The 18,082-nt window shown below is 54.6% G+C and carries 14 protein-coding genes; 4 read left to right on the plus strand and 10 right to left on the minus strand.

Annotation, left to right across the window (positions count from 1 at the left end; genetic code table 11):
* Entirely contained in the window at positions 1–1,791 is a 1,791-nt protein-coding gene (gene ggt / locus V8L70_RS19275) for a gamma-glutamyltransferase (protein ID WP_101145419.1), read from the plus strand.
* Between the two features lie 5 nt (positions 1,792–1,796).
* Here the strand turns inward: ggt and V8L70_RS19280 are convergent, their stop codons facing one another.
* The 3 genes from V8L70_RS19280 to acnB all read right to left on the minus strand — a co-directional run bounded on the left by V8L70_RS19280 (position 1,797) and on the right by acnB (position 7,059).
* Complete coding sequence (locus V8L70_RS19280) at positions 1,797–3,740, minus strand: glycerophosphodiester phosphodiesterase family protein (RefSeq protein WP_101145418.1); 1,944 nt, start codon at positions 3,738–3,740, stop codon at positions 1,797–1,799.
* A 37-nt stretch (positions 3,741–3,777) separates the two neighbouring features.
* Entirely contained in the window at positions 3,778–4,272 is a 495-nt protein-coding gene (rraA, locus tag V8L70_RS19285) for a ribonuclease E activity regulator RraA (RefSeq protein WP_176303724.1), read from the minus strand.
* Between the two features lie 183 nt (positions 4,273–4,455).
* A complete protein-coding gene (gene acnB / locus V8L70_RS19290; RefSeq protein ID WP_101145417.1) occupies positions 4,456–7,059 on the minus strand; it encodes a bifunctional aconitate hydratase 2/2-methylisocitrate dehydratase in 2,604 nt (867 codons plus the stop codon).
* Positions 7,060–7,586: 527 nt separating this feature from the next.
* On the opposite strand from acnB, the gene V8L70_RS19295 reads away from it, so the two are divergent.
* Both V8L70_RS19295 and V8L70_RS19300 read left to right on the plus strand, forming a co-directional pair.
* Complete coding sequence (locus tag V8L70_RS19295) at positions 7,587–8,288, plus strand: MiaE family protein (protein WP_101145416.1); 702 nt, start codon at positions 7,587–7,589, stop codon at positions 8,286–8,288.
* A gap of 27 nt (positions 8,289–8,315) precedes the next feature.
* Positions 8,316–12,215 carry an ATP-binding protein gene (locus V8L70_RS19300; protein ID WP_101145415.1) on the plus strand — a complete coding sequence of 1,300 codons (3,900 nt, stop codon included), beginning with the start codon at positions 8,316–8,318 and terminating at the stop codon, positions 12,213–12,215.
* A 73-nt stretch (positions 12,216–12,288) separates the two neighbouring features.
* Here the strand turns inward: V8L70_RS19300 and V8L70_RS19305 are convergent, their stop codons facing one another.
* The 4 genes from V8L70_RS19305 to queC are packed head-to-tail and all read right to left on the minus strand — an operon-like array spanning position 12,289 to position 14,751.
* Complete coding sequence (locus tag V8L70_RS19305; protein WP_101145414.1) at positions 12,289–12,546, minus strand: YkgJ family cysteine cluster protein; 258 nt, start codon at positions 12,544–12,546, stop codon at positions 12,289–12,291.
* Positions 12,543–13,388: a 6-pyruvoyl trahydropterin synthase family protein gene (locus V8L70_RS19310; RefSeq protein WP_101145413.1), complete on the minus strand. Its 846-nt coding sequence runs from the start codon at positions 13,386–13,388 to the stop codon at positions 12,543–12,545. Before V8L70_RS19310 ends, V8L70_RS19305 begins: the two co-directional genes overlap by 4 nt.
* Positions 13,388–14,044, minus strand: coding sequence for a 7-carboxy-7-deazaguanine synthase (gene queE, locus V8L70_RS19315; protein ID WP_101145412.1), 657 nt, complete (start codon positions 14,042–14,044; stop codon positions 13,388–13,390). Before queE ends, V8L70_RS19310 begins: the two co-directional genes overlap by 1 nt.
* Positions 14,044–14,751: a 7-cyano-7-deazaguanine synthase QueC gene (gene queC / locus V8L70_RS19320; RefSeq protein ID WP_101145411.1), complete on the minus strand. Its 708-nt coding sequence runs from the start codon at positions 14,749–14,751 to the stop codon at positions 14,044–14,046. Before queC ends, queE begins: the two co-directional genes overlap by 1 nt.
* Before the next feature lie 208 nt (positions 14,752–14,959).
* On the opposite strand from queC, the gene V8L70_RS19325 reads away from it, so the two are divergent.
* Positions 14,960–15,376, plus strand: coding sequence for an SRPBCC family protein (locus V8L70_RS19325; protein ID WP_101145410.1), 417 nt, complete (start codon positions 14,960–14,962; stop codon positions 15,374–15,376).
* Between the two features lie 43 nt (positions 15,377–15,419).
* On the opposite strand, the gene V8L70_RS19330 is transcribed toward V8L70_RS19325, so the two are convergent.
* The 3 genes from V8L70_RS19330 to V8L70_RS19340 form a co-directional block, all read right to left on the minus strand.
* On the minus strand, positions 15,420–15,659 hold the full coding sequence (locus V8L70_RS19330; RefSeq protein WP_101145409.1) for a DUF2789 domain-containing protein: 240 nt from the start codon (positions 15,657–15,659) through the stop codon (positions 15,420–15,422).
* Positions 15,660–15,748: 89 nt separating this feature from the next.
* Entirely contained in the window at positions 15,749–16,819 is a 1,071-nt protein-coding gene (locus tag V8L70_RS19335) for an asparaginase (RefSeq protein ID WP_232774573.1), read from the minus strand.
* A 37-nt stretch (positions 16,820–16,856) separates the two neighbouring features.
* Positions 16,857–18,065 carry an MFS transporter gene (locus V8L70_RS19340; protein WP_101145430.1) on the minus strand — a complete coding sequence of 403 codons (1,209 nt, stop codon included), beginning with the start codon at positions 18,063–18,065 and terminating at the stop codon, positions 16,857–16,859.
* Positions 18,066–18,082: the final 17 nt, after the last annotated feature.

The raw sequence follows: 18,082 nt of genomic DNA on the forward strand, positions 1-18,082 counted from the left end.
ATGTTCACAAAATCAGCTAAGTTTGCGCTACCTGTGCTGCTGGTAACGCCGCTTTATAGTTGGGGGTTTAGCTACGAGACACCCTCCATTGCTCCTGAAAGCGAGTCTGGCTATGAAGAGAAGCCAGGCTGGGAGGCTGAGTCGTTTGCGGTGGCGGCAGCCAACCCGCTCGCAACCGATGCTGGTTATCAAGTATTGAAAGCCGGTGGTAACGCTATTGATGCGGCCATTGCAGTGCAAATGGTACTGAATTTGGTAGAGCCTCAATCTAGCGGTATCGGTGGTGGTGCTTTTCTAATGCATTACGATGGCAGCGAAGTGCGCGCCTATGATGGTCGTGAAACCGCACCGCAGGGAGTCAATGGCGAGCTGTTTTTAGAGAATGGCGAGCCGCTTGTGTTTAACGACGCGGTGGTTAGTGGCCTTTCTGTCGGTGTGCCGGGTACGCTGCGTATGCTTGAAAAAGCCCATGCAGAGCATGGTGAGCTAGCCTGGGAAGAATTGTTTACACCGGCTATTACCCTGGCCGAAGAAGGCTTTGCTGTCAGCAATCGGTTGCATACCAGCCTGACGAGTGACGAGTTTCTGCGCCAAGATCCGTTAGCCAGCCAGTTTTATTATGATAGCGAAGGAGAGGCTATCGCGGTTGGCGAAATACTCAAGAATCCGGCCTTGGCAGAGGTACTACGTCGCGTAGCAAACCAAGGCAGCGCTGCCTTGCACGAAGGTTCCGTGGCGGAAGATATCGTTGAGCGGGTTCAGAATCACCCTGAGCGGCCTGGTAGTTTGTCGGTTGAAGATATGCGTGGCTACGAGGCGCTTGACCGCGAACCTTTATGTACGCCTTGGCAGCAGTGGGAAGTATGCGGCTTTCCGCCTCCCTCGTCGGGCCATCTCACCGTGATGCAGATCTTGGGCATGCTCGACCAACAGCCGCTGCTTGAAGCCCCGTTAGATAACGGCGCTCCAAGCAGCGGGTGGTTGCACCAGTTTCTGGAAGCCTCGCGGCTCGCTTTTGCTGACCGCGGTCGTTATATCGCCGACCCGGATTTTGTCGAAGCACCGGGGGGCGATTGGTCATTGATGCTGGCCCCTGACTACCTTGAGCAACGCAGTGAGCTCATTAAAGAGATGAGCATGGGCGACAGCGCTGAACCGGGCAATCCCGGCGAGCTTGCCGTTAGTTGGGCCAGCCAGCCCGATCAGCCTGAGCATGGCACTAGCCATATCAGTATTGTGGATGAGGAGGGCAATGCGGTGGCCATGACGACCACCATTGAGCAGGCGTTCGGTTCGCGCATTCTCTCGGATGGCGGAACAGGCCTAGCGGGTGGTTTCTTGCTCAATAATGAGCTCACCGATTTTTCATTTGCTCCTGAAGTGGATGGCGACCCGGTGGCGAACCGAGTCGAGCCAGGCAAGCGCCCGCGTTCTAGCATGAGCCCTACGCTGGTATTCGATCAAGAAAGCGGTGAGCTAGTGGCTAGCTTGGGTTCGCCGGGTGGTGCGGCGATCATTCATTATACGGCCCGCACTCTAATCGCGCTGCGTGACTGGGGGCTGAGTGCCCAGGAAGCACTCAATCTTCCCCATGCCATTACGTTGGGCGGCGATGTTTACATCGAAGAGGGGCGTTTTCCTGAGGAAACTATTGAGTCACTAAGGGAGCGCGGCCACACGGTTAGCGAACGGGAGTTGACCAGCGGGCTACAAGCCATTAGGCGGCTAAACGATGGTACGCTGTTTGGTGGCGCTGACCCACGGCGTGAGGGTGTGGTGATGGGCGATTAGGAGCGCTACTGACGAAGCCAGTTGCGCAGTTTCACTAGCATTAGCGCCCCGTCACTTAACTCACGGCGAATCTGAATAAGCTCTGTTAAACGATCTGGGTAGTCGGTGATGATGGCATCGACGCCTAGGTCAATCAACGTCGACATTCTGGCGCGATCATTAACCGTCCATGCGTGTATTTCGTAGCCGTAAAGCCGTGCCAGGCGAACTTCTCCTTCCGTGATGCGGTTATGGCGTAGGCCGAGTGCATCAAAGCCACGTCGATTGAGTGTGCCGGGCAGAATGAGCTGCGCCAACAAAGTAACTCGTAGTTCTGGCGCCCGGGCATTAATATGCTCGAGTAGAGACGGCGACATGGTCGCCATCCGCATATCCAACAGCGTATTGGGGAAACCGCAGGCGGTATAACCATCAAAGGCGCTTTGTTGGGTTGCCCAGCAGCGGTATCGAATGTCGCTCTCGGTATTTAAGGTATCAATAACGGCATCGGCTAACGCTTGCTCTTGACCCGGCAAGGGCTTGATATCAATCATTAACCCTGCTTTTCCGCGAACTCTTTCGAGCGCTTCGTCCAGGCCAGGAATGTTCTCGCCTTGAAACGCATCTCCAAACCAACTGCCCACATCGAATTGGCTAAGTTGGTCTCTGGTTAGCTCGCCAAACTCACGGCTGTCGCCAGTTAGCCGTGCCATGCTGCGGTCATGGTAGAGCATTACCTGCTGGTCACTGCTCAAGCGTACGTCAATTTCGATATAGTCAGCACCATCAATAAGTGACTGCTCTAATGCAGAGAGGGTGTTTTCAGGAGCCACCATGGAGCTCCCGCGGTGGGCTATCACTGCGACGTTGTCACGAATTTCGAAGCTATTCAGAATCCACCACGCTTGAAGGCCGGCAAAAACAAGCACACTGAGCTCAACCGCCCAGGCAAGGCGCCCTGCGTTCGTATCGTCCGGTGGGGCCGCTGGGCGTGGTTCTTGATGCGCCAGCTGCATGTACAAGCAGGCAGAAAGGAGGGCGTTAGTGGCAATACCCAAAAAGGTAATGGTCAGTGTAATCAGCACATAGCCCAACAGGTACGCCAACATCGCCGGTATGAGTACGGCGTTATGCTCAGGCAGCCACCACAGCAAGGGCGTAAATAGCCGGTCGAATAGCAACGTGGTCAGTAACGGCAGGCTGATAATAATCAGTAGCAAGAGCAACACCGCTGCACCAATCGAACGGCGCCAGCCGCGCGTTAGGCTCACGCTACGCTTCAGTGCTTGCCAGGGGTTGCAACTTTCCAGGGCCACTAAGGGCAGTGCGAGCAGCCAACGCAGATAGAGCCATGAGGCCGCCCATATCCAGGCAATGATCAGGGGGAGGGCGCAGCCAATGAAGTACCACAGTGCAGGAGGGCGCACACGCTGAAGGTAGTAAGGGTCTATGTCGCTCAGCCAGAAGTCGTAAAGCCATGTGAGGCCGGCCATAAAGGGCGCGAGCAATAATAAGTGTGTGCCTACTTGAAGTATGACAAGGCCCGCCAGGGTGTGCAGCCGACGAGTGCTCAGCCAGAGTGCTTCAAGGGCGAGCCGGTAATGGTTATCGCGCGGTCTGACGGCTACCTGCAGCATGCCTGCCTGCTGCCAGTAAATAATCAGAAAAGCGAACCCAAGCCCTATCAGCATGCCTATCAATCCCAGCGGGCTAAAGAGCAGAGCAATCAATTCATCATTGGTGACGACGGTGCGGTTGAGTTGGGCCAGCAGCCCACGCGTCACCCAGGTGATCGCTGGCAGCAGTAAGGCTGAGGCGAGCAGGGTAAAAAACAGGTGATAGGCGATCAGAGGGCGAAGATGATCGCGCAGCGTGCGCAGTAAGGCAGAGCCAAGGTAGGTCAAAGGCTGCATCGTCACTAAACGGTAAGAATGAATCACCAGGGTGGCAGTAAGCACCACACCTGGCAAGTGGACTGTAATCAACCTTTATAGGTAGTAAAAATAGTCAGGAAAGTGACAGCTTTTGCGCAGCAACAATAATGCCGTTGTTATCTGCATATAACCACTGTCCGGGCTGAAGGGTGACGCCTGCAAAGGTGACGTCGATGTCGCGCTGACCTTCACCGTGCTTTTCACTCTTGCGGGGATGGCTTCCCAATGCCTGAACGCCAATCGGCAAGGCGGCGAGTATATCCACATCACGCACGCAGCCGTACATCACAACGCCTGCCCAGCCGTTGGCGACGGCCTGCTCTGCCAGCATATCACCCAGCATGGCGCAGCGATGCGAGCCGCCTGCATCGACCACCAGTACCGCGCCATTACCTGGCTCGGCGACCGCTTGCTTAACCATGGAGTTATCTTCAAAGCATTTAATGGTGCGAATAGGACCGTAAAAGGCTTCAAGACCACCAAAGTTAACAAACAGCGGGTCGAGTACGGCGACTTCTGGGTGCGCATCACAGAGATCGGGTGTCACAATTTGCGTTGAATTCGTCATCACACGCTCCTAATGGTAGAGGCTGTTGATATTAAATTGGTGTCCAAAGGCAGTGCAAAAAAAACGCCCCGCCCTGAAGAACAGTGGCGGGGCGTTCGGTCATCGACTCAGAAAATGCAATCTGTCACATTCTCTGCGATGGTGCGAGCATCGGCGATGGGGTGATCAGACTCAAGCGTTAAATTAAGCTTCTTGAGCGATCGGAATCACGTTAGAGGCGATCTTTTGATACTCCTCTATTTCGTGAAAATTCATATAACGATAAATCTCGCCAGCCATGGCGTCAAACTCACCCATATAACGTTGATACTCTTCAACGCTGGGTAGGCGTCCTTCTACTGCGGCAACAGCCGCCAGTTCCGCTGAGGCAAGGTACACATTGGCACCATCGCCCAGGCGGTTCGGGAAGTTTCGTGTAGACGTAGACACCACGGTGCTCTTGGCAGCAACGCGGGCCTGGTTACCCATACACAGTGAACAACCCGGCATCTCCATTCGAGCGCCTGCACGGCCATAAATGCCGTAGTAGCCCTCTTCAGTCAACTGGTGTTGATCCATTTTCGTCGGTGGTGCCAGCCACAGCCGGGTTTTTAAACTACCGGCAGGCTGCTTTTCAAGCAACTTGCCCGCAGCCCGGAAGTGGCCGATGTTAGTCATGCATGAACCGATAAAGACTTCGTCGATTTTCTGGCCAGCTACTTCTGATAGCAGGCGAGCATCGTCCGGGTCGTTCGGGGCACACAGAACCGGCTCTTTAATTTCAGCCAGGTCAATTTCGATAACTTCAGTGTATTCGGCATCCTGGTCGGCACGCATCAAGCTCGGGTTAGCCAACCATGCTTCCATACCTTCAATACGGCGGCTAATGGTACGTTCGTCGCCGTAACCGTTGCCCATCATCCACTTCAATAGGGTGATGTTGGACTTCAAGTATTCGGTCACGCTCTCTTCTGACAGCGTAATCGTACAGCCAGCAGCAGAACGCTCGGCAGAGGCATCGGAAAGCTCAAAGGCTTGCTCGACGGTTAGGTCTTCCAAACCTTCAATTTCCAACACGCGGCCTGAAAAGGCGTTTTTCTTATTGGATTTGTCGACAGTCAACAAGCCCTGCTTGATGGCGTAAAGCGGAATGGCGTGAACCAAATCGCGCAGCGTAACGCCCGGCTGACGCTGGCCTTTAAAGCGAACCAGTACCGATTCCGGCATATCCAGCGGCATGACGCCGGTGGCAGCAGCAAACGCTACCAGGCCTGAACCGGCTGGGAACGAAATGCCCAGCGGGAAGCGGGTGTGCGAGTCGCCGCCGGTGCCAACTGTGTCAGGCAATAGCATGCGGTTCAGCCAGCTGTGAATGATGCCATCGCCGGGGCGTAGTGAAACACCGCCGCGGTTCATGATGAAGTCTGGCAGAGTGTGGTGGGTATCTACGTCGACCGGCTTAGGATAAGCGGCGGTATGGCAGAAAGACTGCATGACCAGATCGGCCTGGAAGCCTAGGCAAGCAAGGTCTTTCAGCTCATCGCGTGTCATCGGGCCGGTGGTGTCTTGAGACCCAACGGTGGTCATTTTAGGCTCGCAGTACATGCCCGGACGAACGCCGTCCAAACCACACGCTTTGCCAACCATCTTCTGGGCTAAGGTAAAGCCTTTGCCAGTATCTTTGGGCTGATCGGGTAAGCGGAAAACGTCAGAGGCGGGTAGTCCCAGCGACTCACGCGCCTTGCCGGTTAGTCCGCGACCAATGATAAGCGGGATACGGCCGCCAGCACGTACTTCATCTAGGATCAGCTGCGTTTTAAGTTCAAACGTAGTGATGACATCATCGGTGCCATGCTTGCAGACTTTGCCTTCATAAGGATAAACGTCGATGACGTCGCCCATGTTCAGGTTGTTGACGTCCATCTCTACCGGCAGGGCGCCTGAGTCTTCCATGGTGTTGAAGAAGATAGGCGCGATTTTGCTACCAAAGCAGAAACCGCCAGCGCGCTTATTGGGGGCGTAAGGAATGTCGTCGCCAAAGAACCAGAGTACGGAGTTAGTCGCTGATTTACGCGATGAGCCAGTGCCCACGACGTCACCAACGTAAACGACCGGAAAGCCTTTTGCTTTAACGTCTTCAATCTGCTTGAGCGGGCCGGTTGTGCCTGGCACAACGGGTTCAATGCCATCACGCTCGTTTTTAAGCATCGCATTAGCGTGCAGCGGTATATCAGGGCGTGACCAGGCATCTGGCGCCGGCGACAAGTCATCCGTGTTGGTTTCGCCGGGTACTTTAAACACGCTGAGAGTGATTTTTTCAGCTAGGGCCGGTTTAGAGAGGAACCATTCAGCCTCCGCCCACGATTGAATAACGTCTTTAGCAACGCTATTGCCGTTCTTGGCGCGTGTTTCGACATCATGGAAGGCATCGAACATCAACAATGTGTGCTTGAGCTGTTCACCTGCTTCACGGGCAAGCTCCTCGTTATCGAGAAGTTCAACCATTGAAACAATGTTGTAGCCGCCCTGCATGGTGCCAAGCAGTTTAACAGCATGCACCTTGTCGATCAGCGGCGAGCTTGCTTCACCTTTCGCGACTGCAGTTAGAAAACCCGCTTTTACGTAGGCGGCTTCATCAACACCGGGCGGTACGCGATTGGTGATTAAATCGAGAATAAACTCCTCTTCACCGGCCGGTGGCGTTTTAAGCAGCTCAACTACTGACGCTACTTGTTCGGCGGTTAGGGGTTTGGGCGGGATGCCCTCAGCAGCACGTTCCTCGACATGTTGGCGGTAAGCTTCAAGCACGTTGGGGCCCTCTCATCTACGTTCTGATTTACTTTATGGTGACGGCCTACACGTAGCACCGTATTGGCTGCGCAGTGTTGGAAAGTGGACCAATCACATAGGACATACGCTTGACAAACAGCATATGGTTGGATGGCCGAGATTCTACGGCAAACTGTCGACAATGTTAAGCTGGCATGGCGTGACCTCTGTTGTACTTTATGTTGATGTCACGATCTAAATGAATCAAAAAACACCTTTTTATTAGTCGTTTGGCTCAAGTTCAGGAAAGTTTTTACCATTTTCTAAGTTAACATAGGCTTGTGCGGGTGTGATTGAGGTTACAGCGGGTTACCATAGACCTCAATTTATAACCTTAGAGGCATCCTACTAATAGTGTGCTTATAAAGTGTGTGGAGCATTTTTGAGCGAATAACTACATTAGTAATAGGCGATGCAAGGTATAAATATTTGTACCTAACAGGGACTGAGCGTTTTGAGCGCTTATATGTTGTACAATAGTGAAACACAAGATTGGTAATGGTGTTATGTCGATACAACCCAGTACTTTCCAAACCAGTACTTTCCAAACTGATAAATTACAAACGAATGCCTTGCAAAGGGCTGACCATGCGTTAAAAGCGGATGATCTGTTGCCTGAAAGCCTGCGCCAGTTTCTGGCCTGTGCAACCCCTGACGCATGGCTGCAGTGGGCGCTCGAAAATCCTGAAACGCTATTAATTGACCACGCGCAATGTGAAAAAAAAGCCGCTTCTACGGCAATGAGTCTGCTCTATCGCTATGTTGATCAGCCGCTGTTGCTCAGCAAAATGTCGCAATTAGCCCGTGAAGAGCTGCTCCATTTCGAGCAGGTAGTCGCGCTTATGGAAGCACGCGGCGTTGCCTACCAACATTTAACGGCATCACGTTACGCTGAAGGGCTTAGGCGACACTTGCGTAGTAATGATCCCGAACGGCTAATTGATGTGTTAATCATCGGTGCACTTATTGAAGCACGTAGCTGTGAACGGTTTGCTTGTTTGATTCCTTATTTAGACGAAGAGCTTGCCAAGTTTTATCGCACGCTTGTGAAGTCAGAAGGCCGTCATTTTGAAGACTATTTGTTGCTGGCTCGCCAGCAAACAGCAAGCTCTATTGACGAGCGGATCGCTTTTTTTGTGGCGCGTGAAGCGGAGCTGATTACTTCGCCCGATACGGCTTTTCGTTTTCATAGCGGTGTGCCAGCTTAAGCCGCTTAGCCCGGCAGGATGTTTATCATGCGCGATGCTCGTGAGACAGACCAGTTAACCTTATTCGGCCACTTTTCGCTTACCCAGGGCGAAGATGTATTGACCCACTTTAGTTACGACAAAGTGAAAGCGCTGCTTGTTTATCTTTTGCTGCACCGCCAGCCGGTCAATCGGGCTGCTCTGGCAGAGCTGTTGTGGCCCGACCAAGGTTTGTCATCAGGCAGAACCAACCTGCGCCATGCGCTGCACTGTTTGCGCCAATCGTTAGGTGAGAGCGCCGACCAAGTATTAAGCGTCTCCCGGCAAACGATTGCTTTTCAACTTCCTAATAACTGGCAGGTTGACCTCCATACGCTGCAGCAGCTCCTAGAAGGACCCCGCGATTTAAATACCCTTGAAGCGCTGATGTCTTGTTACCAAGGCGACTTGATTGAAGAGCTGCAACTGGCCAACTGTAGCGAATTTCAGCGCTGGTTAGTCCAAGTTCGTAATGAGTGGCGTCAGCGTGTCATTCGTTTTGCTGAGCAGGTGCTCGAAGCTCACGCCGATGTACCTGATTCAATTTTGGAAGCGTTGGTCAGCCGCTTTTCAGGCTACGGTCCCTTTCATGAGCGTTTGGTTCGTCAACTCGCCGAACAAAACCAAATGGCTGCTGCCCATGAGCAATACAACAGCTATTTACAGCTGTTAGCGCTGTCGGGCCAGCAGCCTGAGCCAAGCTTTCTGCAGTTAGCCAGCTATTGGTCAGATGGCCACCACGACCCGCGAATGATGAGCCCTCAAGGCGCCTTTTCGCGCGCGCTGGCAGCGGATAGTAAGCCGCTACGTGAAGATGAAATCGAACTGCGTCAGCTCTCCGTGATGGCTATACGCTTGCATCTAAAAGGGGAGTGGCAAGATCGCGCGGCGACACGCCACTGCCTTACGCTGCAGTTGGAATTACTACGCTGGTTAGAGCAGCAGTGCCATCACTTAGGTGGCTTTTGGCTTCCAGGTGCTACGGGCGGCTTAGGCTTGGCCTGTTTCGGCACTCATGGCCCCGCGCATCAGTTGGCGGAACTAGTGGCGCTTTATGAGCATTGTCGTCAGGCCCTTCCCCAAGAGAGCGGGCGCCACTGGACTGGTGAGGGTAATATACCGCACTTTGAGTTGGCCGCTGGCTTGCACAGCGGTCGTGTGGTGTACCTACCCGAGCGTCAGTTAGCGGACCCGTTAGGGCAAGTCACGCAAATGTCTTTGGAGCTCATGAGCGCAGCAGAAGGTAGTGAGCTGGTTATTTCACAAGAAGCCAGTCAGCATATGCCACCCGCGCTTGACCTTCAGCCACGCCTGGTGTCGCGTTTGATCGCCAGTGATGGCCGTGTACGTTTGCGTGCGCTGGTGTTGGGCCAAAACGAAGGCGGCCGCGATGCACTTCCCCCCAGCTTGGTGGGCCGTGAAACATCGCTGCGTACCCTGCGCGATGCGCTGGCGCGGGCAGGTATTGGCTTGCGCCAAAGTGTATTGGTGCGTGGTGCCTCGGGGATGGGAAAGTCGGCGTTAATGGTCGGTTTTCGCCAATTAGAGCTTAGTCGTGATGCGGCGATATGCTGGCAGCCCACTACGCGTCTTTCGGTGCTAGACCCTTATGGGGTGGCCCGCACATTGGTTGGCTGGTATCTCAAGCAAGCGCTTACTGTTGAAGCCATTCACGAACTACAGACAACGCTAGGGTTTGATCAGCTTGCGGCTGACCGACAGCATCTGCTGGAGCAGGCGCTTGGCGTACATGAAGTACAGGAGATTACCCAGCTTGCCCAAAGTGGCGAAGCCGTTGAGCTGGTCGTGATGCTTTTGCACCGCTTAATTGAGCGGCAAGCAACGACGCACACGCTGGTGTTAATGATTGATGATTTACAGTGGCTGGATGAACCCTCTTTTAAAGTATTGGCAGGGCTGCAGGCAAGATTACCTATCAACACCGCTTTTATGTTGGTAGCTAGTCATCATGGGCGTGAAGCGTTGCCGGTGAAACTGCATTGGGATCAGCAAATCAGCTTAGGTAATCTGGATGCGTTGCAGTCCTCGCGGCTTTTATCACAACTTTCCCGCCGTTACCGCATCCATCTGAGTCCGCGGTTGCGTAATCAAATTATTGAGCGCTGCGATGGTGTGCCTCTGTATATGCAGGAGATTTGCCGTCGTTTGGATATGGATCGCCGAGAAGGGCGCAGTGTCCAGTTTGAAGAACTGCCCAAGGGGTTGTTAGGGCTTTTAGCAAGCCGTATTGATCAACTTGAGGGCGACCGTGAAATTGCCCACGTAGCAGCGGTACTGGGTAAGCGCTTCCGGTTGGATTTTCTACTTGAGTGCAGTGGCTGGGAAAAAGGTCGGCTGAACCAAGCGCTTGAGCATATGCGAGTGCTGGAAATCGTTGAGCCGGTTGATAAAGAGAGTGGCGACCACGAGTTCCAGTTTAGTCACCAGTTGCTGCAGGAAGCCGCTTATCTCTCTTGCCCGAGAGATGTGCGGGTCAAGCTGCACCAGCAGGTGGTGACTTTAATAGAAGAGCGTTTTCCGGTATGGATCAGCCGTCACCCCGGTGATTTCGCTACCCACCTCCGTCGTAGTGGGCACTATGCTCGTGGCGCCCGTTACTTTGAGCTGGCCGCTCGAGAAGCACTCAAGGTCAGTGCCAACCGAACCGCTCTGCGTATGGCGGATTTCGGTTTGGCGAGCCTTCGCCATGTTGAGCACGAGATCGAGCGTGAAGTGAGCCTGCTCACCGTTCGCGGTCAGGCGGCTTTTTCGTTAGAGGGACACGGCTCACCGACTGCCCACGAAAGTTTTGTGCGTGCTCGGGAGCTACTGCGTGAATCGGGCAGTGATAGTCTCGAAGACCCTGAAGACCTGGAACAGATATTCCTGGTCAAATGGGGGCTCTGGGTCGGTCGTAGCCAGCGCTATGCCCATGCGGATGCGTTTGCTTTGGCTTCAACTCTGGCCGATATCGCGTCCCGTCTCGAAGACCCGCGTTATCGCCGTTTAGCCGATTATGCCCGGGCTAATTGCGAGTATTGGGCTGGACGCATTCAGCAGGCGCACGATCACTTGGATGAAATTGATCCGCTGAATGCGCAGATGATGATTGAGTGGCTGCCATTCTCTGATCACCCGCAAGTCTCTGCTGCCTGCTTTCAAGGCTGGGCGCTTTGTTTGCGTGGCGATTATCAGCGCGCTGAACGTCAAGTCTCGTCGGCGATTCGCCTAGCGGAGAAGATTGCACACCCTGGTACTTTGGCGATGGCGCTATTATTTGCCGCGGCGCTTTATCGTCAATTGGGACACGTTCATCTGGCTGCTCGGCACGCCGAACGGGCGGCCGCTATGACCGGCACACCAGATTTGCAGTTATGGCAAATTTCCGCACAAATTATTCTCGGCTGGCAGCGGGCGTTGGCAGGGGATACAGCGGGGCTTATCCAACTGCGTGACAGTCTAGACCAGATGGCCGAGCTGAAAGGGCGTAACCGCTATCAGCGGCCAGTACTCTGGTATTCGGACGCGTGTATTGAGCTGGGCGAGCTAAACGCTGCAGAGGATTACCTGGATCAGTGCTTAGTGATCGCCCGTGAAAGGACAACGCTATTCCTGCCGGAATTAGCCACCCAGCTTGCCAAGGTGCGTGATCTGCTTGGGCATCCCGCCAATGAAGTGAAAGCATTAGCTGAGATGGCGATTAATCAAGCTCGCGAGCATGGCAACCGCCACCAGGAACTGGCGGCCCTTGAACTATGGTTGACGCGCATTGAGCCTAATGACCAGCAGGCCAAAGAGAGTTTCAGGCGCTTGTTGAGCGAAGTCAGTCACAGTGATGCCCCGGTACTGACACGCTGGATCAGCCTGCTGGACCGCCGTTTGCCACACCCCGTGAGTATTGAAAGCTAGTCACAAGGGAGCCAGCCCCTAGGGAGTTAGCCCAAGGGAGTTGGCTTTGGCGGAGGTGGAGAAAGTGCGCTTTCTAACGTGTATCTTCTTCTAGCCAGGTCAGCGTGGCGAGCGCCTCTTCTCGGTGCTCGCCACACACGCTGGCATCAAAGTTAAAACGTTCGCAAACCTTGGGGCGGCTCGGGTCACCAAATAGACGACACAGGTTGTATTCATCTAGCTGAACACAGCGTACCCCTGCCGGCTTGCCTTCTGGCATGCCGGGGATAGCAGAGCTAATCGAAGGCGCGATGCAGCAGGCGCCACACCCCGCACGACATCCTTCGCTCATAGCGCAGCACTTGGTGAAAACATAGCAATCGCGCCCTTGTTGATACCCTCGAACGCCTGAATGCGTGTGACTTGACCGCTCTGTGTGGCGACTTCCCGTGCCAGCCAGGCCGCAATATTTTCTACCGTGGTTGGCCCGGGCAGCACGGTACACAACGACGGTGGCAAGGTAATGGAAAAATCCCCCTGGGCAGCTCGGTAGCGGCAGGTAAGGGTTTCACTATTGCGAGCCGCGATATCTGCTTCTTCAAGAAGGTAGCGATTATTCAGCCATGCCGCCCACTGTTGCTCAAGCAGGGTTTGGCGCGCTTCCTGCTGCCAGATATACAGTCGTGAACGGTGGCCATGGGCAATGCGTTGGCAATTTCCTGCGTGCCGCTTCAGGCCGTGGCTGTAGCCGTATGCGGCGCCGTCGTTGGGTTCATCGCTAAGTGTTAGGGAAACCCGATCAACATTTTCAGGACGCTGCTCGGTCAGTTGGTGGCTTAAATGTTCAGCGACCATTTCAAGCGTAATAGCTTGCCAGGGAAGCAGGGTGAATGCCTCTTCCGGCCCGCGTACTTCCATTGGGTAGGGCGTCGTGGTACGGACGCATAACCCTTCAGGGCACTCGGAGACACTGATACCTGATGCCTCGGTGGGGACCAGTAGGGTATGGTCCAGCCCGCTGTCCAGGGTACGCTTAATCCACGGCTTCACTTCACCAAAATCGAACAGCATGCCGTCTTCACCCAGCTCGCCCTCCAGCACCGCGTCTACCTGCCAGCTACAGCCGACCAAGCCGCGCTTGGCGCACCAAAGCGAGATGTCGATATGGGTCAGTTGTTGAACGAATAAAGCCATTAATCAAAACCTGCTAATTTGTGCATTTGCAGCGAAAGACGCCATTGTGGATTAGCCATACAGTAAGCGGTCGTCTCAGCAACGGTTGTCTTGTCCTGGTGGAGGGGAGCAAGATCCATCGGCTGTAAAAAAAAGTGCTGAAAGTCCAAGCTTGAAAACTGCTCCGGGGGCGCATCAGCCTGGGGGTAAACGAGCTTTAATTCGTCGCCATGGGTAACGACCAAGGGATTGTTGCCCTTGGGGCTGACGCACAGCCAGTCAATGCCAGGGGGTGGCGCCAGCGTGCCGTTGGTTTCGACGGCTACCTCAAACCCATGGCGGTGCAGCGTGGCAATCAATGTCTCGTCAAGCTGCAGCAAAGGCTCACCACCGGTAAACACGACATAGGGTGTTGCCTTGGGCTTTTCACCACCGCTTTGGGCAGGCCAAAGGGCTGCAATGTGCTCGGCAAGGGCCTCGGCAGTGGCAAACTTTCCGCCGTTGATACCGTTAGTACCAATAAAATCGGTATCGCAAAACGTGCACTTAGCCGTTGTACGATCCACTTCGCGGCCCGACCACAGGTTGCAGCCGCTAAAACGACAAAAAACGCTTGCTCTTCCGGCCTGGGCGCCTTCCCCCTGCAGGGTATAAAACGCTTCTTTAACTTGGTACATCAGCGTTGTCCTGCGGTGTCTGGGGTATATGCCAATGGGTCTGTCACCCCGTTAGCGGCAAAGGCGGCTAGTCGTTCGCGGCAGCTACCGCAAACGCCGCAGGCTAGTTCTCGGCCTTCGTAACACGTCCAGGTGTGGCGGTAGTCCAAGCCCATGGCCAAGCCCTCACGCAGGATCTCTGCCTTGCTTGAAGAAAGGTAAGGCGCGTGGAGCGTGACGGGCTCGAAGTTGGCAATGCCTGCGACGTGGTTCATGGCCTCAACGAACTCGGGGCGGCAGTCCGGGTACAATATGTGATCGCCGCTATGGGCGCCGTAATCGACTCGCTCTGCGCCAATATTGACCGCTTTGGCAATCGCCAAAGAGAGTAAAATCATATTGCGATTAGGCACCACCGTAGCGCGTAAATTGTCCGCGGCGTAGTCGCCGTGGGGCATCGCTTGGTCTGGGTTGGTCAGCGCTGAATTATCAATCAGACCGTGGATGGCGCGAATATCGACCAACTGATGGGGCACGCCAAGCGTGGCGCAGACCTGACGAGCAGTGTCGAGTTCACGAGCATGCCGCTGGCCATAGTCAAACGAGAGCGCGTGGACGGTAAGTCCTTCGCGCAGCGCGCGGTGAAGCACGGTAAAAGAGTCCATTCCACCGGAATAGATAACGACAGTCGTGGCGCTATCAGCGGCCACAGGGGGTATTGATGACATGAGAAAACACTCGTTGTCGGAGAATTTATTGATCGCGAGCAGCAATTTGCTGGCGCGGCGTTCCGGGGTCCGGTCCGGAAAGGCGGCAGTTTACGCAATAGCGGCTAATCTGACCAGTTCTAGCGCATATTGGGGTAATTGCGGCATGGGCGGGCAGCATTAATATCAACATGCTACGCTAATCATCCACGTTGTTAGAGGGCAACCAATGGCTACCATTGAACACAGTGAAATTGTTAACGCTCCCCCCGAAAAGGTGTTCGAGTTACTGCGTCGCGTCGAGGATTTTGCTGATTACTCGGATCTAATCCGCTCCATCGACACATTGGGAGAGAACCGCTATCGATGGCACGTGCGCGCTGTCGGTATGGATTGGGCGTTTGATGTCATGGTCACCGAAGTTCAACCGCCCCATGTGCTTGCCTGGGAGTCGCTGGATGGGGTTAAAAACCAGGGGCGATACCGTCTTCGCGAAGTGCCGGAAGGGACTGAAGTGGCGCTGACGCTAAGCTATGAAATTCGCAACCGCCTAATGGAAAAGGCCGTTAACAAAGCGGCCAAGCCGCTGGTGGGAAAAGTCAGCCGGCAAATTCTTGACCGCGTTGAAGCGCGTTTAAACGGTTAGGGCGCTGCTTTTTAACGGCGCACCCAACGAGTGGTTGCCGAGGTTAGTGAGGCTTATGCATTGAAGCGTCCAGATGATCAACAACTTCGGCCCAATCGGCATCTTCATCCACGGCTTCTTTTAGAAACGCCGCTTGACCCTCGTTCCAGCAGGGTGCCTCTGCCAATGGCATTGACTCGGGGAGCGGGGCATTGCGCTTAATGAAGCGCTCGATGGAATCAGCATCAGACGCAAGGCCCAGCTGCTCAAACAGTTCACTGAAATGATGTACTGGCTTTTCCATAATTTATTGTTCCTTCAAACTGTTAGGTTACCCTTCTACACCATAGACGGAATCTCAAGGTATGCCAGCGCTGCGCAAATTCCGCTACGTTATCGTTCGCCGATCAGTGGTGTTAAAAAGCGCTGGCGCTGATCTTCTAATGAGATCGGCTGGGCCAGTAAGTGAGCCAGTTTGGTGAATGCTGCTTCCGGTGTCATGTCGTCGCCCGCCAGAATGCCTGCATCGCTCAGGCCGTGGCCAGCAGCGTAAGCGCCCAGTTGGATGCTCCCTTGCGGGCACTGGCTAATGGCGGCCAGTAGCTTGCCCTCTCCACTGGCTCTGGCCAGCACGTCCAGCAAGTGTGGGTCGTCGGGCAGGTTCCCTGCGCCCCAGAGCTGGAGTAACGCGCCTTTAACGCGCGAATCACCTAGCCACGTCTCAAGCTGCCAGGCTGTGATGCCAGGCCAGAGCATGATACGAACCACTTCCCCTTGATTAATCAAACGGTAGTCGGGCAGTTCAAAGCGTGGTGCTCCCCGTTGTTGCAGGGCCAGCCCACGACTGGGGTAATAAACGAAATCGTCGCCCACCCGTTCGCCGAGCAAGGGGTAGTTGGGGCTTGCAAAGGCATTGAGCGCTTCGCTGTGCTGTTTTATGGCGCGGACACCGCGAAGCAACTGCCCGGCAAAGTAAATAGCTACTTCTTGTAGCTCGGGCTTGGCGGCGAACTGCAGCGCGCCGTGCAGATTATCTAGTGCATCACTGCCGGGAGCTTCCAGCGGGCGCATGGCCCCCGTCACGATCACCGGGCGATCTAAACCTTGTAGCTGATAGGCAAGGCTAGCAGCAGTCCAACTGAGGGTGTCGGTGCCGTGAATGATGACAAAGCCTGCGTAGACCGTTAATTGGCTGCTAACATCGCGTGCAAGCTGCTGCCAAGTAAGCGGCGTAGCGGCGCTTGAGTCAATTAAGGTCGAATAGCTAACGACGTCATAGGCTGGAAGGGACTGCTGGTGAGCAAGCGGAAGCTGAGCAAGGGCCTTGGTCATTCGAGTGGCAAAGTCGCCACCGGGAGCAAGCCCATTGGCATGCTGTTGCATGCCAATCGTGCCCCCCGTGTAAATGACCAAGATGCGCTCTTGGGAAGCGCTGCTGCTAGCTAGCGGGGAGTAGGGGGGCATAGGCATCTCCTGGGCCTGTTACGATACTGGGAAATCATTATGAGCGTGTAATGCGCTCTACCAAAAGTCCACCACTCTGGTCATCTAGACGCTGATTACGTCCAGCCAGCAATGCAAAGCCACAGCATACGGTAAGCAGGGCGATTAACAGCCAGGCGATATGCGAGATGTTAGCGCCCGATTGAAGCATCACCCCGACGCCGAAAGGTCCTAGCGCTGCCAATGTATAACCACCGCCTTGAACTAGACCAGAAAGCTGCCCTGCAAGACGTGAGTTGGCTGTACGTAACACTAACAAACTGAGCGCTAAGCTAAAGCTGCCACCTTGACCGATGCCAAGGAGGGCCGCGCCGGGCCATTTCCATATTAATGGTGCGATAAGCAGCATCCACAGCCCCGCGGCCGTACTGAATAGCACCAGTAATAAAGCGGGACGTTGGTCCCGCCCCAGACGTGCTAGCCAAGGTGCGCCTAGCGCGGAGGCTAGTTGACACATAATCGAAACCGCCATGGTCCAGCCTGCATCGGCCTCGTTATAGCCGCGAGCAACTAATAAGGTGGGCAGCCAGCCAAAAACGATATAAGCCATGGAGGACTGAATACCCATAAACAGCATAACGTGCCAGGTAAGCGGCTGCTTAAGCAGTCGTAAAAGGCCACTTTTAGGCGGATTGAGCGTGTTCGATTGCAGTGAGCGTGGCATTTGAAAGTGCCATAAAACAAGCGCAAACAGTGCCAGTAGTGCCCAGCTCATTAAGCTTGCCTGCCAACTGCCGAGCAGCTGTGTTAGCGGTACGCTAAATCCGGCCCCTAAGGCGCCACCCAAGCAGAGTGCCATGGTATATAAGCCGGTGAGCAGGTCGGCACTCTGGGGCAGTTCGCGTTTTACCAAGGCGGGTAGTAGGGTGCCGCCAATGCCTATTGCGCCCCCCGCCATTGCAGAACCGACGAATAACACGCCGGGAAGCGGTAAGCCACGCAAAATAAGACCTGCTGCGAGAAGAATCAGCGCCGCACTCAGTGCGCGTTCACTGCCTATGCGTTTGGCAAGTGCAGGGGCTAGCGGTGCGGAGAGGCCTAAAAAGAGCACGGGAAGCGTGGTCAGTAGTCCCGCGGCAGTGGCTGAGAGACCCGCACTCTCTTGTAAGCGCGTCAGCAAAGGGGCAACTGAGGACATGGCAGGGCGTAAATTTAGCCCTACCACGACCATCAGCAGAATAAAGGTAATTGAACGACGGGATGCCATATCGATGCTTATTTCAC

It is taken from the genome of Vreelandella arctica (genome assembly GCF_037070215.1).
Taxonomy (GTDB): domain Bacteria; phylum Pseudomonadota; class Gammaproteobacteria; order Pseudomonadales; family Halomonadaceae; genus Vreelandella; species Vreelandella arctica.

Coding starts and splice junctions, on each gene's coding strand:
- V8L70_RS19310 (WP_101145413.1), bottom strand. CDS start 13,388: ATGGCTTTATTCGTTCAACAACTGACCCATATCGACATCTCGCTTTGG.
- V8L70_RS19330 (WP_101145409.1), bottom strand. CDS start 15,659: ATGGAAAAGCCAGTACATCATTTCAGTGAACTGTTTGAGCAGCTGGGC.
- V8L70_RS19335 (WP_232774573.1), bottom strand. CDS start 16,819: ATGCCCCCCTACTCCCCGCTAGCTAGCAGCAGCGCTTCCCAAGAGCGC.
- V8L70_RS19325 (WP_101145410.1), top strand. CDS start 14,960: ATGGCTACCATTGAACACAGTGAAATTGTTAACGCTCCCCCCGAAAAG.
- V8L70_RS19295 (WP_101145416.1), top strand. CDS start 7,587: ATGTCGATACAACCCAGTACTTTCCAAACCAGTACTTTCCAAACTGAT.
- rraA (WP_176303724.1), bottom strand. CDS start 4,272: ATGACGAATTCAACGCAAATTGTGACACCCGATCTCTGTGATGCGCAC.
- V8L70_RS19305 (WP_101145414.1), bottom strand. CDS start 12,546: ATGAGCGAAGGATGTCGTGCGGGGTGTGGCGCCTGCTGCATCGCGCCT.
- V8L70_RS19300 (WP_101145415.1), top strand. CDS start 8,316: ATGCGCGATGCTCGTGAGACAGACCAGTTAACCTTATTCGGCCACTTT.
- V8L70_RS19340 (WP_101145430.1), bottom strand. CDS start 18,065: ATGGCATCCCGTCGTTCAATTACCTTTATTCTGCTGATGGTCGTGGTA.
- ggt (WP_101145419.1), top strand. CDS start 1: ATGTTCACAAAATCAGCTAAGTTTGCGCTACCTGTGCTGCTGGTAACG.
- queE (WP_101145412.1), bottom strand. CDS start 14,044: ATGTACCAAGTTAAAGAAGCGTTTTATACCCTGCAGGGGGAAGGCGCC.
- queC (WP_101145411.1), bottom strand. CDS start 14,751: ATGTCATCAATACCCCCTGTGGCCGCTGATAGCGCCACGACTGTCGTT.